Source organism: Pseudidiomarina tainanensis (assembly GCF_004214835.1).
Lineage (GTDB): Bacteria > Pseudomonadota > Gammaproteobacteria > Enterobacterales > Alteromonadaceae > Pseudidiomarina > Pseudidiomarina tainanensis.
In genome coordinates this window covers 1,541,521-1,563,905 of the sequence record NZ_PIQJ01000001.1, presented here as the reverse complement: position 1 = coordinate 1,563,905, position 22,385 = coordinate 1,541,521, and the positions used below count along the sequence as shown (strand labels likewise).

Genomic DNA, 22,385 nt, shown 5'->3' with positions numbered 1-22,385 from the left:
TTGAGGGTAGTTGGTTTGATCACTTTTTTCAAGCATAAAAGTGTTGGTGAGAGGGATAATTAAACTTTCTTTTAATGTTTCTGTCTTAAGCTATAGTTAACAGGTTCTATTGAGAAACAATAAGTTAGGAAGGTGTATGAAACGTGTGCAAGGTTTAATGGCTGCTATAGCGCTAACAATTTCTGCATATGCAGTCGCAGCTGACGGTTTAACACCGTACGAGACACGTTATGAGGTTATTCGTGGCGGCAGTAATTATGGCGAAGCCGTGCGAACGTTGACGTTTAACGACGGGCGTTACAATTTGTACACTGAAACTGAAATCTCGCTGTTATTTTTGTCCGATCGACGCCGCTTCTGGTCTGAATTTAGCCTGAATGACGCGCAGGTCATGTCCCATGAATTCACTTACAAGCGTTCCGGAACAGGCCGTAACAAGGACTTTAGTGGCTATTTTGATTACGACCAAAAAGTGATTGTCGATAATGACAGTAAGCAGGCAATGGTAATTGATCCAAACGTTTACCATATGGATGAAGCGGCAAGTATTGAGCAGTTGCGTCTGGATATTCAGGGCAAAGACAGCACTTATCGTTACGCTGTATTAGATGAAAAAGGGCAAGCGGACGAGTTAGTGTTTAAGCGTGTCGGTGAAGAAATGCTGACTTTACCTTATGGTGAAATCAACGCGATAAAGGTAGAGCGAGTGCGAGAAAATTCGCGTCGCGAAACAGATTATTGGTTTGCACCTGAGCTTGATTACGTGCTGGTTAAAATGGCACAGCGTGAAGATGGCGATGAAGTCGCCACCTTGCAGCTCAAAACTTTCAATTAATTGCTATTCCGCGGCATAACCAGCAGGGCCAAGTAATTCCCCATCAAGTTCGGCGCCGTCTGCAGTTAAACGCAGACGGTTCGTGCAGAACCAGTTCACCACTAACGGATAAATGGCATGCTCCTGCGTGTGCACCCGTTGTTGCAAGTCAGCTGCGGTATCTTCTGGGAAAACAGGCACCGTTGCTTGTAGTATAACCGGGCCGCCGTCGAGTTCTTCCGTAACGAAATGAACGCTGACACCGTGTTCGGTATCACCAGCATCAAGAGCGCGTTGGTGGGTGTTCACGCCTTTATATTTCGGTAGTAAGGACGGATGGATATTCAACATACGACCATGATAATGGCGTGTAAACTCAGGCGTCAAAATACGCATGAATCCGGCTAACACGACAAGATCAGGCTGATAAGTATCAATTAAGCGCTGCAAATCAGCGTCGTAGGCTTCACGACTTGGATAGTCTTTGTGTGACAGCACTGCGGTGGCGATGCCAGCAGCTTGTGCTTTTTCCAAACCGCCAACATCCGCTTTGTTACTAATTACGGCAACAACTTCACCAGCGACGCGGCCATTATTGCAGGCCTCAACGATGGCCTGCATGTTGGTACCCGAACCGCTAATTAAAACAACAATTCGTTTCATGAATGGATTTCTACTTGCGCTTCGTCGCCCGTACGAGCTGCAACTTGACCAATAACCCAAGCATCTTCACCGTGCTCGCGCAGTAAACTTACCGCTTGATCAGCATGTTGTTGTGGTACAGCCATAATCAAACCAACGCCGCAGTTAAAAGTGCGATACATTTCTTTGGTGGTGACGTTGCCGTGCTGCTGTAGCCAATTAAATACAACCGGCCACTCCCAACTGCTATCGTCGATAACCGCTTTCGCTGATTCAGGTAATACCCGTGGAATATTTTCCCAGAAACCGCCACCAGTAATATGCGAAATAGCATGCACTTCATGCTTTTCAAGCAAGGCCAGTACCGACTTCACGTAAATTTTGGTTGGCGCCAGTAAATGCTCAGCTAGCGGTTTGCCGTCAAGCATTTCAGCCGCTGCATCGGTTTCACTCACTTCAAGAATTTTACGTACTAGTGAGTAGCCGTTTGAGTGTGGGCCTGAAGAGGCGAGGGCAATCAACGCATCGCCCGGAGCAACCTTGCTGCCATCAATAATTTGTTCTTTTTCGACCACACCCACACAGAAGCCAGCGATATCGTAATCGCCATGCTCATACATGCCCGGCATTTCTGCCGTTTCGCCGCCAATCAGCGCACAACCCGCTTGCATGCAGCCTTCGCCAATACCGGTTACCACATCTGCAGCAACATCGACATCCAGTTTGCCAGTAGCGTAGTAATCGAGGAAGAACAACGGCTCAGCACCTTGAACAATCAAGTCGTTTACACACATAGCAACTAAGTCGATACCCACGGTGTCGTGCTTTTTCAAGTCGATAGCTAAGCGTAGTTTTGTACCAACACCATCGGTGCCTGAAACTAAAACAGGCTGTTTGTATTTGGTTGGTAACTCGCAGAGTGCACCGAAGCCACCAATGCTACCCATTACTTCTGGGCGTTTGGTGCGTTTAGTGACGCCTTTAATACGTTCAACTAAAGCATTACCTGCATCGATATCAACGCCAGCGTCTTTGTAACTTAAAGATGGTTTTTCAGTGCTCACGGGTGGGTCCTCAGCTCGGGCAAAAAATTTGCGCGCTAGTTTAGCACTTTCAATGCGTTTGCGCGATAGTGGATTGCGTGCAGATAGTTGTTTTTTCGTTCAACTTTCAGCGTATAATAAACGCTCTCATCGTAGCGCGTGTTCGCACGCTTAGGCTGTTGTATGCAATTCAATGTTAACCAACTACAACTTGTTCCCGCGAGTCGTGAAGATATTGAAGCTTTAGAGCAAATTGAAAATTTAAGCTTTGTTACTGATCGCATTAGTCGCCGCAGTTTCCGGCGTTTTATTGATCAAAACATTGGTGATTTCAAAGTTGCGAAATGGCATCAGCAGGTGGTGGGTTATTATATTGTCTTGTACCGACAAGCCACTGAATTGGCGCGGCTATATTCGCTAGCGGTACATCCTGATTTTCGTCGTCGTGGAGTCGGCCGGCTGCTACTTCATAGCGCAGAAGATGATGCTGATGCGCGCTACTGTTTATTCATGCGTCTTGAAGTGAAAACCGATAATACTGCGGCGCTCAAGATGTATCATCATGCCGGCTATTACGATATGGAAATTCGTCCGGAATATTACGAAGACGACAGCGATGCATTAGTTTTGCAAAAACTTTTACCGCGATTCGAATCCAATGAACTAGATAACGGTAATCAGCGATTAGTGCCATACCGCACTCAAACCACCGAGTTTACCTGCGGGCCGGCAAGTCTGCTGATGGCGATGGCGTATTTTGATATTCCCTGCCATGACCCACATCATGAAGAATTAGAAATTTGGCGCGAGGCGACCACTATTTTTATGACCTCGGGGCACGGTGGTTGCGGCCCGCATGGCTTGGCTCGAGCCGCATTAAAACGCGGACTCTCGGTCGAATTACATGTGAGTGAACAGGGACCATTACTGCTTGATTCAGTGCGCAGTGCTGAGAAAAAGCAAATCATGGCGCGCATTCAAGAATCTGATATTGCTGCGCTACAGCAAGCTGAAGTACCAATTGTGGTTGGCGACTACTCGGTGAGTCAGCTATTACACGATTTATATCAAGGGAAGCTGGTCATAGCGTTGATCAGTACCTATGTATTCGACGAGAGTAAGGCACCGCACTGGGTGTTGATATGTGCCGCCGACGAGCACTATGTGTATATTAACGACCCTGATCAAGACAGTTTTCCATGGCAATCGCCAGCTGAACGCCAATACCTTCCTATTCCTTTAGCAACCTTTCGACGCGCCTTTGGATTCGGCAAGCGAAAGCAAAAAGCTGCGGTTGTCGTTCATACAATGTAAACGTAACTCACTGACTTTATTTACTTTCTCTTAACTTTGTTGTGGTTCGGTTGTGGGCTTTTGTCTGCTACGTTGAACATCTGGTGGATTTTTACTCACCAGTTTCTTGCAGCCGAATGTCGTATCCCGCCGCTGCTGTGTATCACTGGCTTGCAATAAGCCAATGACAACAATAAAAAGAGATAATACAGCATGAGAAAAACGAATATCATTGCGCTGTCAGCATTGGCAGTATCTATTTCTGCTGCCTTTGCGCAGCCTCCAGAACACTCAAACGCAAAGCCACTTCAAGCAGTCCAGTCGGTTGAATCCGACCAACCTCAGCGTTACATCATTAAATTCAAAGAGAACAGCAAAGCAGCTAAGCGCGCGGGTAATCGTGGCCGCTCTGAGCTAGCACTAGCACATGCCAGAGGAATGGTCGAAAAGGCCGGTGGTAAGGTAAAAGTGAGCATGCGCCACAATCTCGCCATTGCCGCTGAAATGTCACCGAAGGATATGAAACGGTTCCAGAAGAACCCGAATGTCGAATTTATCGAAGTTGATCAAAAACGCCGCTTTATGGCGCAAACCGTGCCTTACGGTATTAATATGGTGCAGGCAAATTTAGTTGACGATAGTGTTGCTTCCGCAGCTGCCGGCGGTAAAAAAATCTGTGTAATCGATTCAGGTTTAGATTTACCGCATGAAGATATGGGCACCCGCTTCGACACCATCAATGGCACAAATAACAGCGGTACTGGCAATTGGTATGATGAAGGCGGCCCGCACGGCACTCACGTTGCCGGTACTATTGCCGCATTGAATAACGGATTAGGTGTGCGTGGCGTGATTGGTAGTAACCCGAACATGCACATTGTGAAAGTGTTTAATGCCAGTGGTTGGGGCTACTCATCATCGCTGGTAGCAGCCATCGAAACCTGTGCTGACAATGGCTCAGACGTGGTGAATATGAGCTTAGGTGGTGGTGGTGCAAGCCAAACCGAAGCAAACGCCATGCAGAACTTGTTTAACCAAGGTGTGTTGTTAATCGCTGCGGCAGGTAATGACGGTTCTGCCTACAGCTCAACTGACGCGCTCTCATACCCAGCGTCATACAACGCTGTAATGTCAGTTGCAGCTGTCGATAGTAATAAAGCGCTTGCGTCGTTCTCGCAAAAAAACAGTCAGGTAGAAATTGCGGCACCAGGCGTGAACGTACTTTCAACTTATCCTGAGGGCACCGGTAGCCAAGGTAACTATGGCAACATGAGCGGAACCTCGATGGCATCGCCACATGTCGCCGGTGTTGCCGCGTTAGTTTGGTCACATCACCCGACTTGTAGTGCTTCGCAAATTCGTGATGCGTTGAATGCATCAGCGCAAGATCTCGGCTCAGCAGGCCGTGACGTGAAGTTTGGTTACGGGTTAGTGCAAGCAAAAGATGCTGTTGATTATCTCGATGCCAACGGTTGTGGTGGTTCAGGTGGCGGTGGCGATCCTGAGCCGCCTGCAGAAGGTGAGTTGAGCAACGGCGTTACGGTTTCAAATCTAGCTGCGAGTACTGGTGCTGAGCTCTATTACACGCTCAATGTGCCGGCCGGCGCTACTGATTTGAGCTTTAGCATGAATGGCGGCTCAGGTGATGCTGATTTGTATGTGCGTTTTAGCGCACAGCCAACCACATCAACCTATGATTGTCGTCCATACCAAACAGGTAACACCGAAACATGTACGATTTCGAACGTACAAGCTGGCACTTATCACGTCATGGTACGTGCTTATTCAAGCTTTTCCGGTGTGAACTTAACCGGTTCATTCACCGAGCCAAGCAGTGGCGGTGGAGAAGGTGGTTCAGCCTCAGCAACAGACCTATCTGGTGCAACCGGCTCGTGGACGCATTATTATGTTGACTTGCCAGCAGGTATGACGAGCTTGAACGTAACCATGTCAGGCGGCACTGGTGATGCCGACCTATATGTTCGCCAGGGCTCACAGCCAACTGGTTCGAGCTATGATTGTCGTCCGTACCGTTCAGGTAACAACGAAACCTGTGCGATTGACAATCCAGGCAGCGGTCGCTGGTACATCAGCTTGCAAGGTTATCAAGCCTATTCAGGCGTCGACTTACTGGTTGAATGGCAGTAACGCTGTTTAATTGCGCTGTCGGCACTTGAAATGGCTGACAGCGTCACCATATAGGTGTAGACTTAAATACGTTAACCTTAGGGGCTGATTTGGATTCGACGGAATACACGAAACCCAAGGTGCATGCCGAGGTGAGGCAGGCCTCGTAAAAAGCCTCAAACTAATAGTTGCAAACGACGACAACTACGCTTTAGCGGCTTAATAACCCGCTGAGTCCGACCCCTAGCGCTTTGTCTGTGAGACTAGGATCAGTCGGTTCACCCCAAAGCAGACTCGCGTGGAGGCTTCGCCCGTAGCCAAAGCGTTAAAACCAATCGGGATCGTCACCTTAAGTAGCCTGTCTGTCGGCGACTTGGTGATTAACTAAAAGACTGACTAAGCATGTAGGACCGAGGATGTAGGTATTACGGACGCGGGTTCAACTCCCGCCAGCTCCACCACATTCAAATAAAACGCCGCTCAATGAGCGGCGTTTTTGTTTTCAAAACTAGAAGCAATAGCTACGCGACTTTACTCACCGCTGGCGCAGCTTTCGGTGCCGCTTTCTTCGCTGGTTTTTTCGCACCAAGGGCAATCAATACTTGGTCGCGCTCTCGAGCGAGGAAGAATGCCAAGTCTTCAATGGTTTTCTCATCGGTGACGGTTTCGCTACGTTCAAGTAGAGGCAATAGTCCGTCCACCATGTCCAACATTTTGTCGTAGGCGTCGGCTTCAGCTTTACTTTTAAACGTCATTTTTTCCTCTCCGTCTCGCACAACAACGTATTGGGTTACTACAGCCATGGTTCATCCTCTTGGATATCGATAATATACTGTGCATTTATACAGTTATCGTGTACCTCTTGCAACCTTACCAGCAATGTTTACGAGGTGAACCAAAGGTAACTCACTGATGAGGTTTCAATTTTTTCTTTGCGGCGAGAATTTCATCTAACGGAGCTTCTTGCGAACCGGGCATATTTTCGTCAGCTGCAACTTGCAGTTCACGCGCGTCGTATTCCCATTGTTCTAACACTTCCAGCTTTTCATTATCGCTTAAGTTGGTGTCGTTCAGAATGTCGCTTGGCTTGTTGTAGACCGCTGATGGGTCTCGTAATATCGCGTCGAGTCTCATAACGCCTCCTTAACTCAAGTGAGTTAATGCTAAGTCTCGTGTGATTTCACCCTTAAGTTTAGTCAAGTTAGCCGGTCTTGCCATTCTTCGTCATTCTAATATGGCAACATTGCCTGACAGTTTAAAACTTTGGCCGTGATTCTAATTTAAGAGCGAAAGCGCTATGATCGCGCCACTGTTAACCGCTACGTTAAATAAGAAGTGACACCATGAGCTTACCTAATTGTCCGAAATGTGATTCAAGTTATGTTTACGAAGACCAAGCACTGCTGATTTGCCCAGAGTGCGGTCATGAGTGGAATCCAAATGAAGTTGTCGAAGACGATACCAAGCAACTCAAAGATGCGAACGGTACGCCATTAGCCGAAGGCGATAAAGTAACGCTCATTAAAGATTTGAAGGTGAAAGGTTCGTCGCTAGTGTTAAAAGTAGGTACTAAAGCGGTGATTAAACGCTTTGTTGATGGCGATCACGATATCGATTGCAAAGTCGATGGCGCTGGCGACATGATGCTGAAATCACAATTTGTAAAGCGCCAAGGTGGCAAGGACGATTAAGCGTTATTCGTAAATCCCCATAAATAACTTAAGTGCCGACCTAGCGTTTGCTACGTCGGCACCGTTCTGAGCAGTATTTCACTTCATCCCAACAGCGTTCCCACTTTTTACGCCAAGTAAATGGACGGTCACAAACTGGACACACTTTTGTTGGTAAGTTTTGTTTCTTCTTCATGCCCCATTATTAGTATCAAACTCATTATTCAGATCAGTTTGAAAAACAACCAAATTTGACGGTGTAACAAGCGGTTGATAGGGTGAAAAACACACTCTCATTAAAAAGGCGTGCGCATGGACAGTTTTCTTACAAGTTGGGGGCAGTCTGTTTACACCAGTTTGGGATTTTTCTGGATGGCGCTCTGGGCGTTCGTGCTTGGCTATTTTATTAGTAGCCTGATCCAAGTTTTGATTACCAAACAACGCATGCGTAAAGCTATGGGAGATAACAACTTAAAGTCCGTCTCGTTAGGCACGTTCTTCGGCTTTATCTCGAGTTCATGTAGCTTTGCTGCGTTATCAACCACACGTGCTTTATTTAATAAAGGTGCGGCTTTTAGCGCGTCGATGGCATTTATGTTGGCATCGACCAATTTGGTTATCGAATTAGGATTTGTGATCTCGATTTTTCTCGGCTGGCAATTTGTGGTTGGAGAATATATCGGCGGGCTTTTATTGATTGCTTTGGTCTGGCTCTTCATCACGTTAACAAAGCCACATAAGTTGATTGAGAACGCTCGCCAAGATGAAGATGACGAAACTCACGAGCATGGCAGCGCTTGGTCTGATTTATTGCAATTAGATACTTGGCGCCAGGTTGGGCACAAGTATGTGATGGAATGGCAAATGGTGTGGCAAGACGTATTACTTGGCTTCACAGTCGCCGGAATTATCTCTGTGTTTGTGCCCAGTAGCTTTTTTGAATGGCTCTTTTTAGGGGTAGGAACGAATACGGAGATGAGTTTCTGGGCACTGTTACAACAAGCTGTGGTGGGCCCTATTGCTGCATTCTTCACCTTCATTGGTTCCATGGGAAATATTCCGTTAGCAGCGGTTCTTTATGGTGAAGGTGTTGCTTTTGCTGGTGTCATGGCCTTTATTTTTTCAGATTTAATTGTATGGCCGGTGCTACGTATTAACGCTCGCTATTACGGTTGGAAGATGGCGCTATACATTGCGCTCATGCTGTTCGTCTGTTTAGTCGCTGCTTCTCTTATCATGCATTACGGCTTCTATTGGTTTGACTTGTTACCGGACGCATCGCAGTGGGCATCACCAGCGGAGCAAGAGCACTTTAAACTCAATTATGGCTTTGTGCTAAATATTCTATTCTTGATTATTAGCGCCGTGCTAGTGCTGCTATGGCGTCAACACCGCCGCAATAGCGAGCATCACCATCATCATGATCACGGCAGCTCAGATGGTGTCGGTGCCAAAATTATGAATGGTTTAAGTGTTATGAGTGTGATCTGGTTAGTCGGTGGTCTTTGCATTTATTTGCTTGACTTATAACCAAATGTTAACGAGCATCCTGTTGATAAAAACAACAAAATGGGATGCTCGTTGTGCGCAAATTACTACTAATCATTGGATTCTTTCTTTCAACATCAGCAGTAGCTGGTGTATCCGCATGGGTGCCTTTTGAGCACGAAAGCGGCCATATTCGTGTCAAAGTCCTGGTTGAAGGCGTTGAAGGTTGGGCGATTATGGACTCGGGCGCCAATATCAACGGTATTAACCAAGCATTTCTCGAAAAGCATGGTATTTCGCCAAAACAGCATCGCGGTAAAATCAAAATTCAAGGCGTGCACGGTACCCAAGAGCGCACCGCTTATCGAGATATTCAAACTGAGATGTTTGGACAAAAACTTGCGTTAGATTATGTTGAGTTGAACTTTGGTGGCGAGGATACTGCTATTATTCTTGGTTCACCGGTGCTTGAACAATATGTGCTGCAGTTCGATTATCCCAATAGTCGGATGCGGTTTATTGATCATGACTCGATCGATATGGCCAATGTCAAAAACTTACCGATGCGCCCACGCCGAGGTATTGGTGACCCGATTGTTAAAGTCGAACTGAATGGTGAAACTGAAGTTTGGCTGATTCTTGATACCGGCAGTACCAGTGGTGTCTATCTCAGTCGTGAAGTTGCAGAAAAGCATGACTGGTTAACGAAATTTCCAGTCGTGCAAGGTATTTCACGCGGCGTGAATACAACGGGTAATGTTGAGATGTTTCGAATTCCAACGTTAAGCTTTGGTCCGTTCGAACTAGAAAACGTTGGTATTACGGTGCCAGAAGCCGGTGTTAATGCAAAGTTTGGTGAAGCTGAAGATGAGCTGAATACCCGCATTGGCAGTGTTCGTGTCGACGGCTTAATTGGTTATGACGTGTTACAACACTTTATTTTGACCATCGATTATAAATTCGGACGTGGTCACATTTACGCCGAGTAATTTAATTCTAGAGGTAGGTTTATGCGTACAAAGATATTAACGTCTTCTGTTTTATTGTTGGCTTTAGCCGTCAACCATGCACAGGCTCAAGAAACAGAAACGACTCTTAATGCGTACGCGGCAGGCTATGTTGCAGGTTATACCTGTAGCGCAGTATTTAACGCGAATAAATCTGAAGCGGCTATTCGTGAACATGAGTTAACCGGCATTTATCCGCTTATTGCCGATAGAGTTGCTGACTTAAGTTCCTCTCTAAATCGTTATATTGATCGTGACAATAAATGGGTGCGGGTGGCATACGACGATGGCGCTCGCGAGCGCATATCGGTGTGGCGTGATCGCTTAGGATGTGTTGACCTTCCAGTCGGGGCTACCATTGCTGACGCCGCTAAGGTATCGCGACCTTTTACCAACCAAGAAGTTACGAAAGACAAAGGTGAACCTTGGCGTGAGCGCCAACCGGTGAATCATGTCACCGGAAATTTAGAGCTTGATGGGGTGATTCAAAAGGCCTTTTCAAAACACTATGGTGCTGGCGCTCGCACCACCGCGATTTTGATTGCTACACCTGAAAAGATTATTGCCGAGAACTATATTGATGGTTTTACACCAGAAACTTCGCAACGTACGTGGTCGGTAGCTAAAAGCATTGCGGCCAGTGTGGTTGGTGCAGCCGTATTGCATCGCGATGTTGATGTTAAAGCGCCTGCAACCATTGAAAATTGGCAATCTGAGTTAGACCCTCGCCGTCATATTACCCTCGAAAATTTATTGCACATGGCTTCTGGCCTAGATAGTAACGCGGCAGGGAATCGTACTGACCGTGTCTATATGGGGGGAGGTCGCGTTGTTGATACTGCGGCAACGACCGCACTTGAAGTAACGCCGGGCTCGCGTTGGAAGTATGCGAATAACGATACCATGCTAGCCATGCGCGCCGTGCGCGAAGGGTTCGACAATGCTAATGATTATCTGAAATTTCCGTATGAGATGTTACTCGACAAAATCGGCATGCAACATACGTTTTTGGAAACCGATTGGAATGATGATTTTATTATGTCGTCACAAGTGTGGACAACGGCTCGTGACCTTGCGCGGTTAGGGGTATTGCACTTACAAAATGGCATGTGGCAGGGCGAACGTATTTTGCCTGAAAACTGGTTAAGCTATATTAGTGAAGCGGCGCCGGCTCAGCCTGCGACAGGTTCACCGGGTTATGGTGCGCAGTGGTGGCTATATAATGAACGCTTCCCTGATTTACCGAATGACACCATAGCCGCTCGTGGTAATCGTGGGCAGTACTTGGTGATTATCCCGAGTAAGAACCTAGTTGTTGTGCGGCGTGGCTATGATATCGCTGGCGAAGCCGGCTTTAGCGAACACGATTTTGTGCGCGATGTTCTTGCGGCACTTAAATAACTTGAAAAAAATGGCAACGCAGGGAACCTTTCTGCGTTGCCGTAATACAGCGTTATCTTTCCTTCTTTAAGAATTCCTTAAGCTTCCCCCTCTAATCTTACTGCATGACTAAACAGCATCTATTGCTTTAAGCAGGAGTCGCTCATGCAGTACGAACTTATAAACCGTTCTCACACGCTTCGTCGCGAAGTTGAACAATTCATTTGTGAGCGTTATTGGATAAGCTTTAAAGCTTGTCTACAAAACCTTCCTGAAATGCTGTTGGTGGTTTTTGAAGATAACGCGATTGTCGCCGCTTGCGGCATTCAGCTTGCCGAGCAACGCGCCTTGTTCTCGGAATACTATTTAACGAACCCGGTCGAGTCTTATCAGGTTGCGCATAAAGCGATGCCAACCCGGGACAAGATTGCAGAAGTCGGGTCGATGGCCGCAACATCTGCGGTGTATCTGCAGTTACTTTTTAGTGCAATTGTTAGCGCCCTAAAAGACTTGCGGCGTGAAGTGGCGGTATTCACTGCAACACGTTACTTAAACTTGAAACTGGCGCGGTCGGGCGTGAAGTTGACCATCTTGGCGCAGGCTAAAGAGTCAGCTCTGCCAACTGAGTTACAGTCGATTTGGGGCGATTATTACCAGCATGAACCGATGGTTTTTGCTGGGTGGGTCGCTCAGGGGAAGTTTTTACAGGCTCCGCTTGAATCGACCAAGGCCAGCTTTAGTTTGTTGGAGTCGATTGCATGTTAAAGCAATTCCAACAGCGGCTTGACGCTCACGCTACAGCGAATCCAGAACAGTTAGCACTTGTTGATGGCAACATGCAGTTAACCTATGTGCAACTTGCAGAGCAGTTATCGCAGTTAATTGAGGTGATCAATAAAACTTCTTATCAACGTTTTGCGCTGGATATGAGCAATAGCGTGAACTGGGTGATTTATGATCTCGCGATTATGTTTTGCCAGCGTGTATGTATCCCGATACCGCCATTCTTCACGCCTGAGCAACGCATCAATGTATTACGTGACAGTGGCGCTGATGTTGTTGTGCTAGGTAACGGCAAATTACAGCCTCTTGCACCAACAACTATTCCAGAGTTACCGCTACATACGGCAAAAATTACTTATACGTCGGGTAGTACAGGAGCGCCAAAGGGTGTTTGCCTGTCTACCGATAATCTATTTAACACCGTTGGCGCGTTAACAGAGCGCGTTGGCGATGTTGCGACGCAACGTCACTTGGTCATCATGCCGTTAGCGGTGTTGTTGGAGAACGTGGCGGGCGTTTATTTAAGTTTATGGCTTGGCCATGAAGTAGTGTTGCCGTCTTCCGATGAGTTAGGTTTAAAAGGTTCGTCGGGCCTCAACGGTCAGGCTTTTTTCCAAGCGCTGAATCATTATCAACCCCAGAGTCTCATTCTAACACCGGCGCTATTAGGCGCAGTTGTTCAGGGCGTGAGTTCGAATTATCTCGAAGCGACTCAATTCAAATTATTAGCCGTGGGTGGTGCACGTTTGCCTGAGCCGCTTGAACAAAAGGCGTATCAATTGGGTTTGCCTGTGGTGCAGGGCTATGGCCTATCTGAGTTTGGTTCTGTTGTGGCATTTAACAAGCCCAATAACAGCGTGCTAGGAAGCGTCGGGAAGCCACTACCCCATGCCAAAGTTGAGCTGAAAGACAATGAAATCTGGGTGTCAGGTAACTGCATGCTAGGCTACCTCAATCAACCCGAAAGCTGGTATCCCAAAGGGCTACCCACCGGTGACTGGGGGCAGTTTGATGCGCATGGCAATCTCCACATTCTCGGCCGTAAAAAGAACACGATTGTGACGGCTTTTGGTCGCAATGTTGATCCTGAATGGCTTGAGGGACTGCTCGCGCTTGAACCTGAAGTGTTGCAAGTGGCGGTACTGGGGGATGAACAAATTCCCTTAACAGCACTCTTGGTATTGCGCGATAAAACTAGTGATGCAGCGACAATTATTGAACGCGTGAATCGCGCACTTCCGGATTATGCACACATTCAAGACTACAAGGTGTTGACCACGCCTTTTTCGGTAGCAAATGAACAATTAACCGGCACCGGTCGATTACGTCGTGACGTCATTCGAACAAATTTTGAGCCAATTCTTTTCTCCAGCGCAACGTAGCGAGAGGTATATTTATGTCATTTTTCAATCAACTATGCGAAGCAACTAAAGCAGAAAAACAATATTTGCTCAGCGCACCAATCATCGCTGATGCTTTGGCTGGCCGCATTAGCCTTGCTCAATACCAGGCTTTTCTGACCCAAGCATTTCATCACGTTAAACATACGACGCCTTTATTGATGCGTGCTGGAAGCCGTATTTCTCATCAGCAAGAGTGGATGCGTCGCGCCATCATTGAATATATCAATGAAGAGTATGGTCATGAGCGCTGGATTCTGAATGATCTTAAAGCCACGGGCTTGCAACCCAAAGTTGTCGAGCAGAGTGAAGCACACACGTCCACCGCGGCAATGGTCGCCTTGGTTTACCATCGCATTGATGATGTTCATCCAGCGTCGTTCTTTGGCATGGCACATGTACTTGAGGGTACGAGCGTGAAGTTGGCAACTCAAGTAGCCGGCAAAATTAAAGAGAATCTGAAGCTTCCAGACACAGCTTTCAGTTACTTGTTATCACACGGCGACCTTGACCTAGAACATGTCGAGTTTTTTGAAACGCTGATGAACAAGGTGACCGACGAAGCCGCGCAACAAGCCATTATTACGACAGCAAAACATGTTTATCGGTTATATGGCGATATGTTCCGGGCTATACCGGAGCTAGCTGCTGAGCCAGTAAGCGAAATTCATGAGCTCGCATCATGAACACGGTGAATTGGCGTAATCAACATGTGTTGCTAACCGGAGCTACTGGCGGTCTAGGACAGGAACTTGCTCGTCAACTCACCGCCAAAGGTGCTCGGGTAACACTAGTTGGTCGTAACCTCAAGAAACTTGAGCCGTTGGCGGAATCTCTACAGCAGCCGTTGTTAGTGGCTGATGTTTTAGCGGATGACTTTCTCGAAGTTGTTGATGCGTATATGCAAGCTCAGCACGAACGGCCGGTAACAGCGCTTATTAATAATGCTGCCATTACCGTCGTCGGGCCATTTGAGTCAGTCTCTGGGGCCGATATTGAAACCGTTATTCGAACCAATCTGATCCGTCCGATGCAGTTAACGCAGCTGGTGTTACCGCAGTTGCCAAATTTTGGTTGGGTCTTAAATATTGGCTCGGTGTTTGGCGCGATAGGATTCCCTGGGCAAACGCTTTACAACGCCTCTAAATTTGGCATGCGGGGATTTACGCAAGGATTGCAACGTGAGCGCGAACAAACGGAGGCAAAAGTTTTTTATTGTGCGCCGCGAGCGATTGCTACATCAATGAATGATGGCTTGATGAGCGCAATGAATCGTGCATTAAAAACTACTGAAGATACGCCGGAAGTTGTTGCACAACTTGCCTTACGGCAAATAGAAAAGGGGCATGCCAATACCACAATTGGTTGGCCAGAAAAGCTTTTGGTTCGTTTAAATGGAATCCTCCCTGGGATTGTCGACGGAGCCATGAAAAAACCTCGTTTACTACTTAAACAGCTCACTAAAGGAGCCGCATCATGAAAGTAAAATCATATATTAATGGTTTAGGTTTGGCGCTAACTGTGTTGGCGTCATCAGCGTATGCCGACGAAGCAACCTTAAGTCAGATTCAAACTCGTTGGGCAGAAGTGAATTATACCTTACAGGGCGATGCCCAAGAGGATGCTTTCGAAGCGTTGTTAAATGAAGCGAAAGCTTGGACTGATGCTGAACCCAATAATGCGGAAGCATTTATTTGGCGTGGTATTGTGCAAAGCACATTTGCTGGTGCTAAAGGTGGCTTGGGTGCGTTAGGTTTAGCAAAAGATGCCCGCAAATCGCTTGAGTATGCACTGAAGTTAGATGCTAGCGCTTTACAAGGCTCAGCATATGGCAGTCTTGGTACGTTGTATTATAAAGTGCCTGGTTGGCCACTCGGCTTCGGTGATGATGAAAAAGCTGAAGAATTATTGCTAAAGGCACTCGAGATTAACCCCGATGGTATTGACCCCAACTACTTTTACGCCGACTATTTGTATGAAGAAGGAAAATATACGCGAGCACAGCAGTTTGCTCAGCGCGCATTAGCAGCTGCACCTCGGCCACAACGGCCGTTAGCGGATGCGCAGCGACGCATTGAAGTTGAAGCGTTGCTAGCCAAAATAGGAAAAAAGGTAGGTTAAATGCGGGTTCTTCTGGTTGAGGATGATGCACTACTGGGTCAGGCGGTCCAACTTGGACTGTCTGACCGAGACTTCTCGGTACATTGGGTACGAACGGGAGGGGCTGCGATTTCTGAACTTAACCATAACGAATACGACGCCATGATCCTTGATCTTGGTCTTCCGGATCTCGACGGTACGCGTGTCCTGAGCAGCATACGTAAACGCGGTGGAACGATTCCAATACTAGTATTGACCGCACGTGAACATGTTCACGACAAAATAGCTCATCTAGACGCTGGGGCGGATGATTATCTCACTAAGCCGTTTGATATGAATGAACTTGCTGCGCGCTTGCGGGCTTTATGCCGGCGGCGAATTGGCCAGGCATCCTCAGACATGCAGGTTGGACCTTTGCAGCTTAATATCAACACAAGAGAGGTTACCGTTTCCGGAGCACCAATCAGTTTATCGCGCCGTGAATTTGAGTTACTAAAAGCCATGATGTCAGCTCCTGAGCGTGTTTTAAGCCGAGACAGGCTTGAGCAGGCGGTATTTCAAAGTGAATCGGACATTGAAAGCAACGCGCTTGAGGTACATGTTTCTAACTTGCGACGTAAATTAGGACATAAAGAATGGATTGAAACCATTCGCGGCATCGGATATCGCTTAAAATGCAATTAATCTCGCGGTTAAGAAAAAAATTCCGTTCAATTCGACGCAGAATCCTCGTATTCGTATCGGCCGTTTATTTAATCAGTTCAGGCTTGTCTGCGATATGGATCTATTACGAGGTTAGCCATGAAGTTGACGAATTGTTTGATGCAGAAATGGTGCAGCAGGCAAAAACGCTAGCCGCATTTTTACCAGAGCATCTAACCGAACAACATCTTGATCTCGGCTCACGTATTCTGGGTGATGTGAGTAATCATGAATATGAAGACAAATTGTCCTACCGAATTGTGGACCTCGATTCGGAATGGTCAATTCGAACGCTCGGCGCACCATCACAACAGCAAGTTCCATTTAAACTCGGTTTCAGCACGATTCATTTAGATGGTGAAATTTGGCACGCATTCGGAATGAACTCAGGCAATTACCATGTGCTGCTGTTACAAGAAGATAGCTTCCGCTCTGAACTACGCAGTGATCTTGCGACAGATACTTTAGTGCCTGTTTTGATTTTACTCCCAATGATGTTGTGGTTAGGTTGGTGGACAATCAATCAAAGCTTTGTCAGTTTTCAACGCTTGGCGAGTCACTTACGAAAACGGCGGCCAGATGATTATAGTGCCATAGAACCAGCCAACGATGATGAAGAGGTGGCGGTTGTTAAACAGGCTTTGAACTACTATTTGGGGCGCATTGAACAAACGTTCCACCGGGAGAAGCGATTTTCAGCCGATGCCGCTCATGAATTAAGAACTCCTCTTGCGAGTTTAAAAGCAAGCTTGCAGAACTTAATATCCAGCAAAGAACAACCGCAACAAGACCAATTAAAAAATTTACTTTACAGCACTGATCGTTTGATTCAGCTGGTGGAAAGTTTATTACTTTTGTCGCGGGCAGAATTACCACCGACACAAATCGAAAAAGTGAACATAGCCAAAGAGGTACGTCAAATAATTGCTGAGTATTATGCTCTTGCAGAGGCAAAGGGGTTGACCTTTGATGTGGATTTGCCCGAGTTACTGACTGTTGATGGCAACCTAGATTATTGGCGCGTATTGCTTGCTAACCTCATTGATAATGCGATCAAATATTCGCCTCAACACACCCGTATTGAAATCACCTTAAAAGCTGATTCGTTACAGATTAAGAACGCGATTGTTGAAGATCATCGTGTTGACGTAGAGCGTTTGAGCGAGCGTTTTTATCGTGGGAAACACCTCGATGTGCAGGGGGCTGGGTTAGGTTTAAGTATTGTGCAAAACCTTGCTCGTCAACTGGGTGTTTCAGTTGAGTTTAGTCATCAACAACAGTATTTTATCTGCCGCGTTCAATGGGGAGATAATCTGTGAAGGTTGGGGTATTCGATAGTGGTGTGGGTGGTTTAACGGTTGCAAAGGCACTACAACAAAGTGGATTATTTAGCGAGCTGTTGTATTACGGCGATACTGCGCGTGTTCCATATGGCAATAAAGACAAAAATACAGTCACCCGCTATGCGCTTGAGGCAGTCGAGTTCTTTAATGGCTCTGATGTTGATTGTTTAGTTGTTGCTTGTAATACGGTGAGTGTGACCGCTTTAGAAGCGATGCGACAGTTTTCCAATAAGCCTGTTTATGGTGTCGTTGAGCCCGGTGTTTTGGCTTTGAAACAGTTGAATTTAGCCAATCAGGATGCTCGGATTCTAATTATTGCAACGCGCTCAACTATTAAATCTGGCGTGTATCAACAGCATATCGGCGAGCTTGGTTTTAACCATATTGACGCGATTGCGACACCGTTATTCGTTCCCATCGTCGAAGAAGCATTATTTTTTGGGCCAGTATTAAAAGAAACGATACATCATTATTTTGCTGATTTAGAGCAACCTGATGTGGTGTTACTTGGCTGTACTCACTTTCCACTTATAGCCCAGCAAATTTCGGATTATTGGGGCGGCGTCAAAACAATTCATTCAGGTGAAGCAATGGTCGATTGGTTGCGCCAGCATCTTCGTATAGAGCCAACTTTTGCTGAGACGTCGATTTCGATTCATGCATCCGAAAATGTTGCCGCAGTGAAACAAACAGCACAACATTGGGGCATCCAATTATAACGTTTTAAAGTTGTGGGTTAGTGTTTAAGAACGCGACTAAGTCTTGCTCAGAGATAGGTCGCGATAGCACATATCCTTGAATGGTTTCACACTTCATAGTGCGTAAAATCGCCACTGTATCATGCTCCTCGACACCTTCCGCGGTTACGGATAGGCCTAGCATATGTGCCATTTCAATTGTTGATTGCACTATTTTGTGATTCCGTTCGTTGTTGGCAATATCGAACACATAGCTTCTATCAAGTTTGATTTCAGCGACAGGGAATTTACTTAAGTACGACAGTGACGAGTTACCTGTACCAAAATCATCAACTGAACAGCTGATTCCGAGGTCATTCATTTTTGATAACACATAAAGGGCACGTTCGGAGTCGTCAATCAAACCCGTTTCGGTAATTTTCAATTGCAGGCATTGTGGATCGATATTGGTCACTGTTTTGCGCATAAAACTGACAAAATCGAGCTCGGTTAAATCACGTGTTGAAACATTAATGCTTATCACCAAACCTTTTTGACAAAGATTCAGTCGTTGAATCATCGCAGTGGTTTCTTTTATGACCCAGCGTGTAACCTGCGTCGCTAAACCAGTTTCTTCTAATAAAGGAAATTCTCATCAAGCCACTGAAGTGGCGGGTAATATTGAGAGCCTGTAAAAATAATCGTCGTGTTGTTGGCTAAGGCTATGTGCGGCACTACCGCGACAATAAGACAAAAACAACACGACAGAAACGTTCGCTTCCAAAGCATTCCCAATGGCTTTTTAGAATAATTAAGTCATTGTTTTAGAATGGCATATCTTTCAAATAGATCAATTTTTGAACAGTTATTAATTTAGTGTAGCTCTGGTGGTACGTAATACATCCGGTTTTCATACAAGACGGATGGCAACATAGCGTGTGCCCGGATACGCTGTAATGCCTTTTCATTGAGTCTATTCATACTTGGCGTAAGCGTCTTGCTCGTGGCGTCGTAACTGAATTCTTGATGACCTTTGTCGAGGGTTAAAACGGTTAAATGATCATCTTCGAACCAACCAAAGTTATCACCAAATTGCATAAACGCCCGATTCGCTGGCGCAATATCGGTTCGGCTTAAGTCTTGACCTAGGGTTGGAACGAATGTGCTGACCCCAGCAATAGAGAGTAGGGTCGGTGCGAGATCAATCTGGCTGGCAATCGAAGTGACCTTGCGTGGCGAAATGTCAGCGCCCAGAATAAGGCCCGGAATATGAAATTTTGACAGTGGAATGAGTTCATCGCCATAAACGCGTGTGTCGTGGTCAGCGACCACTAAGAACAACGTGTTTTGCCAATATTCACTTGCCATAGCTTGATTAAAAAACTCTCCAAGCGCATGGTCAGCATATTTAACGGCGTTATTAACGGTATTTTGCGGTTGTTCTAAAAGCGTCACATCACCAACAGGAAATTCAAACGGCTCATGGTTAGATGAGCTAAACGCTAATGTAAATGTTGGTTGCTGGCTATCTTTATTGGCTACAAGACGGTTATGTAGCTTTTGAAATAAATCTTGATCGCTCACTCCCCAGCTACCAACAAACAGTGGGTTCTCGAAATCATCCTGGTCGATGATCTGTTCAAAACCATTGCCGCTGAAAAATGCAGCCATATTGTCAAAGTGCGATTCGCCGCCATAGATGAATTCCGTATGATACCCTTGGCGTTTAAGCGCGTCGGCAATGGTGAAGAAGTAACGCTGTGAATTTGAGAGCTTGACAGTGCTGCGAGCTCGAGACGGCGGAAATCCAGCAACCACAGCTTCAATGCCGCGCACGGAACGAATACCTGTTGCATAGAGTTGTTCGAACCACCAGCCATTGTTTTTAAGCTTCTCAAGGTTGGGGGTTGCGGCAATTCCGCCGAGCGATTCCACAAAAGTGGCACCCAAGCTTTCTTCAAGAATAATGACAATATTAAGCGGTTTATCTCGCGTCACGGAAGCCTGTTGATAGTGCACGGTTGGGTACTGCTTTGACGGAAAGGTTGCATCGCTTAAATGCGGTTCTGCAGTAACAATTTGAATCACCTCACTATCGCTTAGATCACCATAGACGCTATTTGCTTTGGCTTCGTGTTTGAGGTTATAAGCTGCATAAGCGACCGAATAACTTGAGTTGATAAGTAATGAGTTGACCATCGCATCACTGGTTACGGCGAAAAAGGCCGGGTTGGCAGGACGATGCGCCAACGTGGAACGTATGCCTAATACGGTTACAATGACGATGAATGGCCAAAGTATCCAAGCAGACACATGATGCGGCTTGCGTTGCTTGCACTGATGGTAGACTTTATTTATTGCTTTCGTTAAGCCATAAAGAGTCAGTCCGACACTGATCACACCAAAAATTAACCAACCACGAAATCCTTCCCATAAGGTTGAAAGGACTTCTTTCGGGTACAGTAGGTATTCAAAAAACAGGCGATTTGGACGCGTATCGTATTGCATGAGAAATGCCGGCGTTGCGACCTCTAAAAATACGATAACGATGAAGCAGAATGCTAACCAAATCAAGCTCAGCTGAAACCAACGTCGGTGTAGCCGTGAATTATTAAAAAAAGGAAATAAAAGCAACGGAATTAGGGTGAAATAACCTACTTGGATAATATCGGCACGCAATCCGAGCAAAAAGTAAGTTGTTAGTGTTGTGGCGTGTAGAACACGATCATGAAACAAGAATAAATAACCGAGCCGAAATAAACTCAGCACAACGAGGCTGCTTGTCACAAATAGAATGATTGGCAGATAACTTGTCATACCTGATTTAATTGCTTTGATCATATGTTCTCGCCATGTAAAAGAATACAATGACGTTATCAGGCAATCCTTAAGCGAATCTTAAGAAATGAATAGTATTCTTGTGCGATTGCAAAAGAGAGGGTTCCTATGAAGGCAAATAAAACAGGATTAGACAGAATTATTCACGCAACTTTTAATTCGATGCGTGGCATTGCAAAAGTGTGGAAATACGAAGCGGCATTTCGTCAGGAAGCCATTCTATGTGCGATTTTAATCCCCGTGGCTTTATTGATTGAGGCATCACTAGTCGAGCGCTTATTACTTATTTTTACGTTGTTTATTGTGGTTATTACGGAACTGCTTAACTCAGCCGTTGAAGCGGTGGTTGACCGGATTGGCGCCGAATTTCATGAACTGAGCGGTCGTGCTAAAGATATTGCTTCGGCAGCGGTATTCTTTGCTTTAGTTCTGATGATCGTTGTCTGGTGTGCCATTCTATTTACCCCACAATTTTTACAATGACTCGAATACTGAGATAAAGGAATTCTCTGCGCATGTATATTTTCAAGTCACCGCGTTGCCTAGAAACCGAACGTTTCGAGTTGCGGCAAGTATGTTTAAACGATGCGCCATTCTTACTTGAGCTGTTTAATGATCCTAGCTTTATTCAGAATATTGGCGATCGAGGTGTACGTTCAGAACAGCAAGCGCAAACGTATTTAAAATCTGATGTGATAAAGCCACATCGGTTTGATTACATGGGGTTATGGGTAATTCACTCAAAGGAGCGAAAACAAGCGCTCGGTGTCGTCAGTGTGCTGCAACGCGACTATTTACAGCATCTTGATTTAGGCTATGCATTGCTACAGTTTGCGCGTGGAAAAGGCGTCGCATTTGAAGCAACACAAGCAATTCTGGAGTATCTTACTCAGCAGTGTGAGGTGTCTACCGTTGACGCCATTGTTAAACCAAGTAATGCCGCTTCACGCCGCTTATTAGAAAAACTGGGCTTTCAATTAGATGGCGAGGTAACGACCCCGGACAATGAGAATCTGTGTTTGTATCGCTACCGAATCACCTAAATATATGGCACTCTTTGTCCTAAGCAGCAAAAAAT

General features: G+C 46.1%; 23 protein-coding genes, 1 other RNA gene and 1 pseudogene. 18 read left to right on the top strand and 7 right to left on the bottom strand.

All coding sequences use genetic code 11. The annotated features are described in order from the left end of the window. Positions 1 to 136: 136 nt before the first annotated feature. The gene (locus CWI82_RS07680) at positions 137 to 835 is read left to right on the top strand and encodes a DUF3108 domain-containing protein (protein ID WP_130203078.1); all 699 of its coding nucleotides are present in this window, start codon (positions 137 to 139) and stop codon (positions 833 to 835) included. Between the two features lie 3 nt (positions 836 to 838). Here the strand turns inward: CWI82_RS07680 and purN are convergent, their stop codons facing one another. Then, entirely contained in the window at positions 839 to 1,477 is a 639-nt protein-coding gene (gene purN, locus CWI82_RS07675; protein ID WP_092854377.1) for a phosphoribosylglycinamide formyltransferase, read from the bottom strand. After that, entirely contained in the window at positions 1,474 to 2,520 is a 1,047-nt protein-coding gene (gene purM / locus CWI82_RS07670) for a phosphoribosylformylglycinamidine cyclo-ligase (RefSeq protein ID WP_092854379.1), read from the bottom strand. Before purM ends, purN begins: the two co-directional genes overlap by 4 nt. Before the next feature lie 162 nt (positions 2,521 to 2,682). Between purM and CWI82_RS07665 the strand changes: the two genes are divergently transcribed. From CWI82_RS07665 to ssrA, 3 genes are all read left to right on the top strand, one after another. Next, on the top strand, positions 2,683 to 3,813 hold the full coding sequence (locus CWI82_RS07665) for a GNAT family N-acetyltransferase/peptidase C39 family protein (RefSeq protein ID WP_092854381.1): 1,131 nt from the start codon (positions 2,683 to 2,685) through the stop codon (positions 3,811 to 3,813). Between the two features lie 192 nt (positions 3,814 to 4,005). Beyond that, positions 4,006 to 5,940 carry a S8 family serine peptidase gene (locus tag CWI82_RS07660; RefSeq protein ID WP_092854383.1) on the top strand — a complete coding sequence of 645 codons (1,935 nt, stop codon included), beginning with the start codon at positions 4,006 to 4,008 and terminating at the stop codon, positions 5,938 to 5,940. Between the two features lie 80 nt (positions 5,941 to 6,020). Beyond that, positions 6,021 to 6,380: a transfer-messenger RNA gene (gene ssrA, locus CWI82_RS07655) on the top strand. 60 nt (positions 6,381 to 6,440) lie between these two features. Here ssrA and CWI82_RS07650 read toward each other — a convergent pair. Further along, positions 6,441 to 6,722 carry a YebG family protein gene (locus CWI82_RS07650; protein ID WP_130203077.1) on the bottom strand — a complete coding sequence of 94 codons (282 nt, stop codon included), beginning with the start codon at positions 6,720 to 6,722 and terminating at the stop codon, positions 6,441 to 6,443. Positions 6,723 to 6,825: 103 nt separating this feature from the next. Then, entirely contained in the window at positions 6,826 to 7,053 is a 228-nt protein-coding gene (locus CWI82_RS07645; protein WP_092854387.1) for a hypothetical protein, read from the bottom strand. Between the two features lie 209 nt (positions 7,054 to 7,262). Here CWI82_RS07645 and CWI82_RS07640 point away from each other — a divergent pair, with 209 nt between their 5' ends. After that, a complete protein-coding gene (locus tag CWI82_RS07640) occupies positions 7,263 to 7,610 on the top strand; it encodes a zinc ribbon domain-containing protein YjdM (RefSeq protein ID WP_092854389.1) in 348 nt (115 codons plus the stop codon). 40 nt (positions 7,611 to 7,650) lie between these two features. On the opposite strand, the gene CWI82_RS07635 is transcribed toward CWI82_RS07640, so the two are convergent. Further along, positions 7,651 to 7,785 carry a DUF2256 domain-containing protein gene (locus CWI82_RS07635; protein ID WP_092854391.1) on the bottom strand — a complete coding sequence of 45 codons (135 nt, stop codon included), beginning with the start codon at positions 7,783 to 7,785 and terminating at the stop codon, positions 7,651 to 7,653. 116 nt (positions 7,786 to 7,901) lie between these two features. On the opposite strand from CWI82_RS07635, the gene CWI82_RS07630 reads away from it, so the two are divergent. From CWI82_RS07630 to murI, 11 genes are all read left to right on the top strand, one after another. Then, positions 7,902 to 9,119 (top strand): permease, encoded by a 1,218-nt coding sequence (locus CWI82_RS07630; RefSeq protein WP_092854393.1) that lies wholly within the window; start codon positions 7,902 to 7,904, stop codon positions 9,117 to 9,119. A 53-nt stretch (positions 9,120 to 9,172) separates the two neighbouring features. Next, positions 9,173 to 10,066 carry an aspartyl protease family protein gene (locus CWI82_RS07625; protein ID WP_165383896.1) on the top strand — a complete coding sequence of 298 codons (894 nt, stop codon included), beginning with the start codon at positions 9,173 to 9,175 and terminating at the stop codon, positions 10,064 to 10,066. Positions 10,067 to 10,087: 21 nt separating this feature from the next. Beyond that, positions 10,088 to 11,485: a serine hydrolase domain-containing protein gene (locus CWI82_RS07620; RefSeq protein WP_092854397.1), complete on the top strand. Its 1,398-nt coding sequence runs from the start codon at positions 10,088 to 10,090 to the stop codon at positions 11,483 to 11,485. Positions 11,486 to 11,629: 144 nt separating this feature from the next. Continuing rightward, positions 11,630 to 12,229 carry a thermostable hemolysin gene (locus CWI82_RS07615; RefSeq protein WP_092854399.1) on the top strand — a complete coding sequence of 200 codons (600 nt, stop codon included), beginning with the start codon at positions 11,630 to 11,632 and terminating at the stop codon, positions 12,227 to 12,229. Beyond that, entirely contained in the window at positions 12,223 to 13,629 is a 1,407-nt protein-coding gene (locus tag CWI82_RS07610; RefSeq protein ID WP_130203075.1) for an AMP-binding protein, read from the top strand. Before CWI82_RS07615 ends, CWI82_RS07610 begins: the two co-directional genes overlap by 7 nt. A gap of 14 nt (positions 13,630 to 13,643) precedes the next feature. After that, positions 13,644 to 14,333 carry a TenA family transcriptional regulator gene (locus CWI82_RS07605; protein ID WP_130203074.1) on the top strand — a complete coding sequence of 230 codons (690 nt, stop codon included), beginning with the start codon at positions 13,644 to 13,646 and terminating at the stop codon, positions 14,331 to 14,333. Next, complete coding sequence (locus CWI82_RS07600; protein WP_130203073.1) at positions 14,330 to 15,127, top strand: SDR family oxidoreductase; 798 nt, start codon at positions 14,330 to 14,332, stop codon at positions 15,125 to 15,127. The genes CWI82_RS07605 and CWI82_RS07600 overlap by 4 nt, the downstream gene beginning before the upstream one ends. Then, positions 15,124 to 15,768: a tetratricopeptide repeat protein gene (locus tag CWI82_RS07595; protein ID WP_130203072.1), complete on the top strand. Its 645-nt coding sequence runs from the start codon at positions 15,124 to 15,126 to the stop codon at positions 15,766 to 15,768. Before CWI82_RS07600 ends, CWI82_RS07595 begins: the two co-directional genes overlap by 4 nt. Continuing rightward, the gene (locus CWI82_RS07590; protein WP_130203071.1) at positions 15,769 to 16,431 is read left to right on the top strand and encodes a response regulator; all 663 of its coding nucleotides are present in this window, start codon (positions 15,769 to 15,771) and stop codon (positions 16,429 to 16,431) included. 83 nt (positions 16,432 to 16,514) lie between these two features. Next, entirely contained in the window at positions 16,515 to 17,768 is a 1,254-nt protein-coding gene (locus tag CWI82_RS07585; protein WP_233340214.1) for a histidine kinase dimerization/phospho-acceptor domain-containing protein, read from the top strand. Further along, complete coding sequence (murI, locus tag CWI82_RS07580) at positions 17,765 to 18,511, top strand: glutamate racemase (protein ID WP_130203070.1); 747 nt, start codon at positions 17,765 to 17,767, stop codon at positions 18,509 to 18,511. Before CWI82_RS07585 ends, murI begins: the two co-directional genes overlap by 4 nt. A gap of 4 nt (positions 18,512 to 18,515) precedes the next feature. Here the strand turns inward: murI and CWI82_RS07575 are convergent. Then, a pseudogene (locus CWI82_RS07575) lies at positions 18,516 to 19,106 on the bottom strand (EAL domain-containing protein); the annotation flags it as partial. A gap of 236 nt (positions 19,107 to 19,342) precedes the next feature. Continuing rightward, positions 19,343 to 21,310 carry an LTA synthase family protein gene (locus tag CWI82_RS07570; RefSeq protein WP_092854417.1) on the bottom strand — a complete coding sequence of 656 codons (1,968 nt, stop codon included), beginning with the start codon at positions 21,308 to 21,310 and terminating at the stop codon, positions 19,343 to 19,345. 105 nt (positions 21,311 to 21,415) lie between these two features. Here CWI82_RS07570 and CWI82_RS07565 point away from each other — a divergent pair, with 105 nt between their 5' ends. Together CWI82_RS07565 and CWI82_RS07560 are read left to right on the top strand one after the other, a co-directional pair. Beyond that, a complete protein-coding gene (locus tag CWI82_RS07565; protein ID WP_092854419.1) occupies positions 21,416 to 21,790 on the top strand; it encodes a diacylglycerol kinase in 375 nt (124 codons plus the stop codon). 32 nt (positions 21,791 to 21,822) lie between these two features. Beyond that, a complete protein-coding gene (locus tag CWI82_RS07560; protein ID WP_130203068.1) occupies positions 21,823 to 22,350 on the top strand; it encodes a GNAT family N-acetyltransferase in 528 nt (175 codons plus the stop codon). Positions 22,351 to 22,385 lie beyond the last annotated feature (35 nt).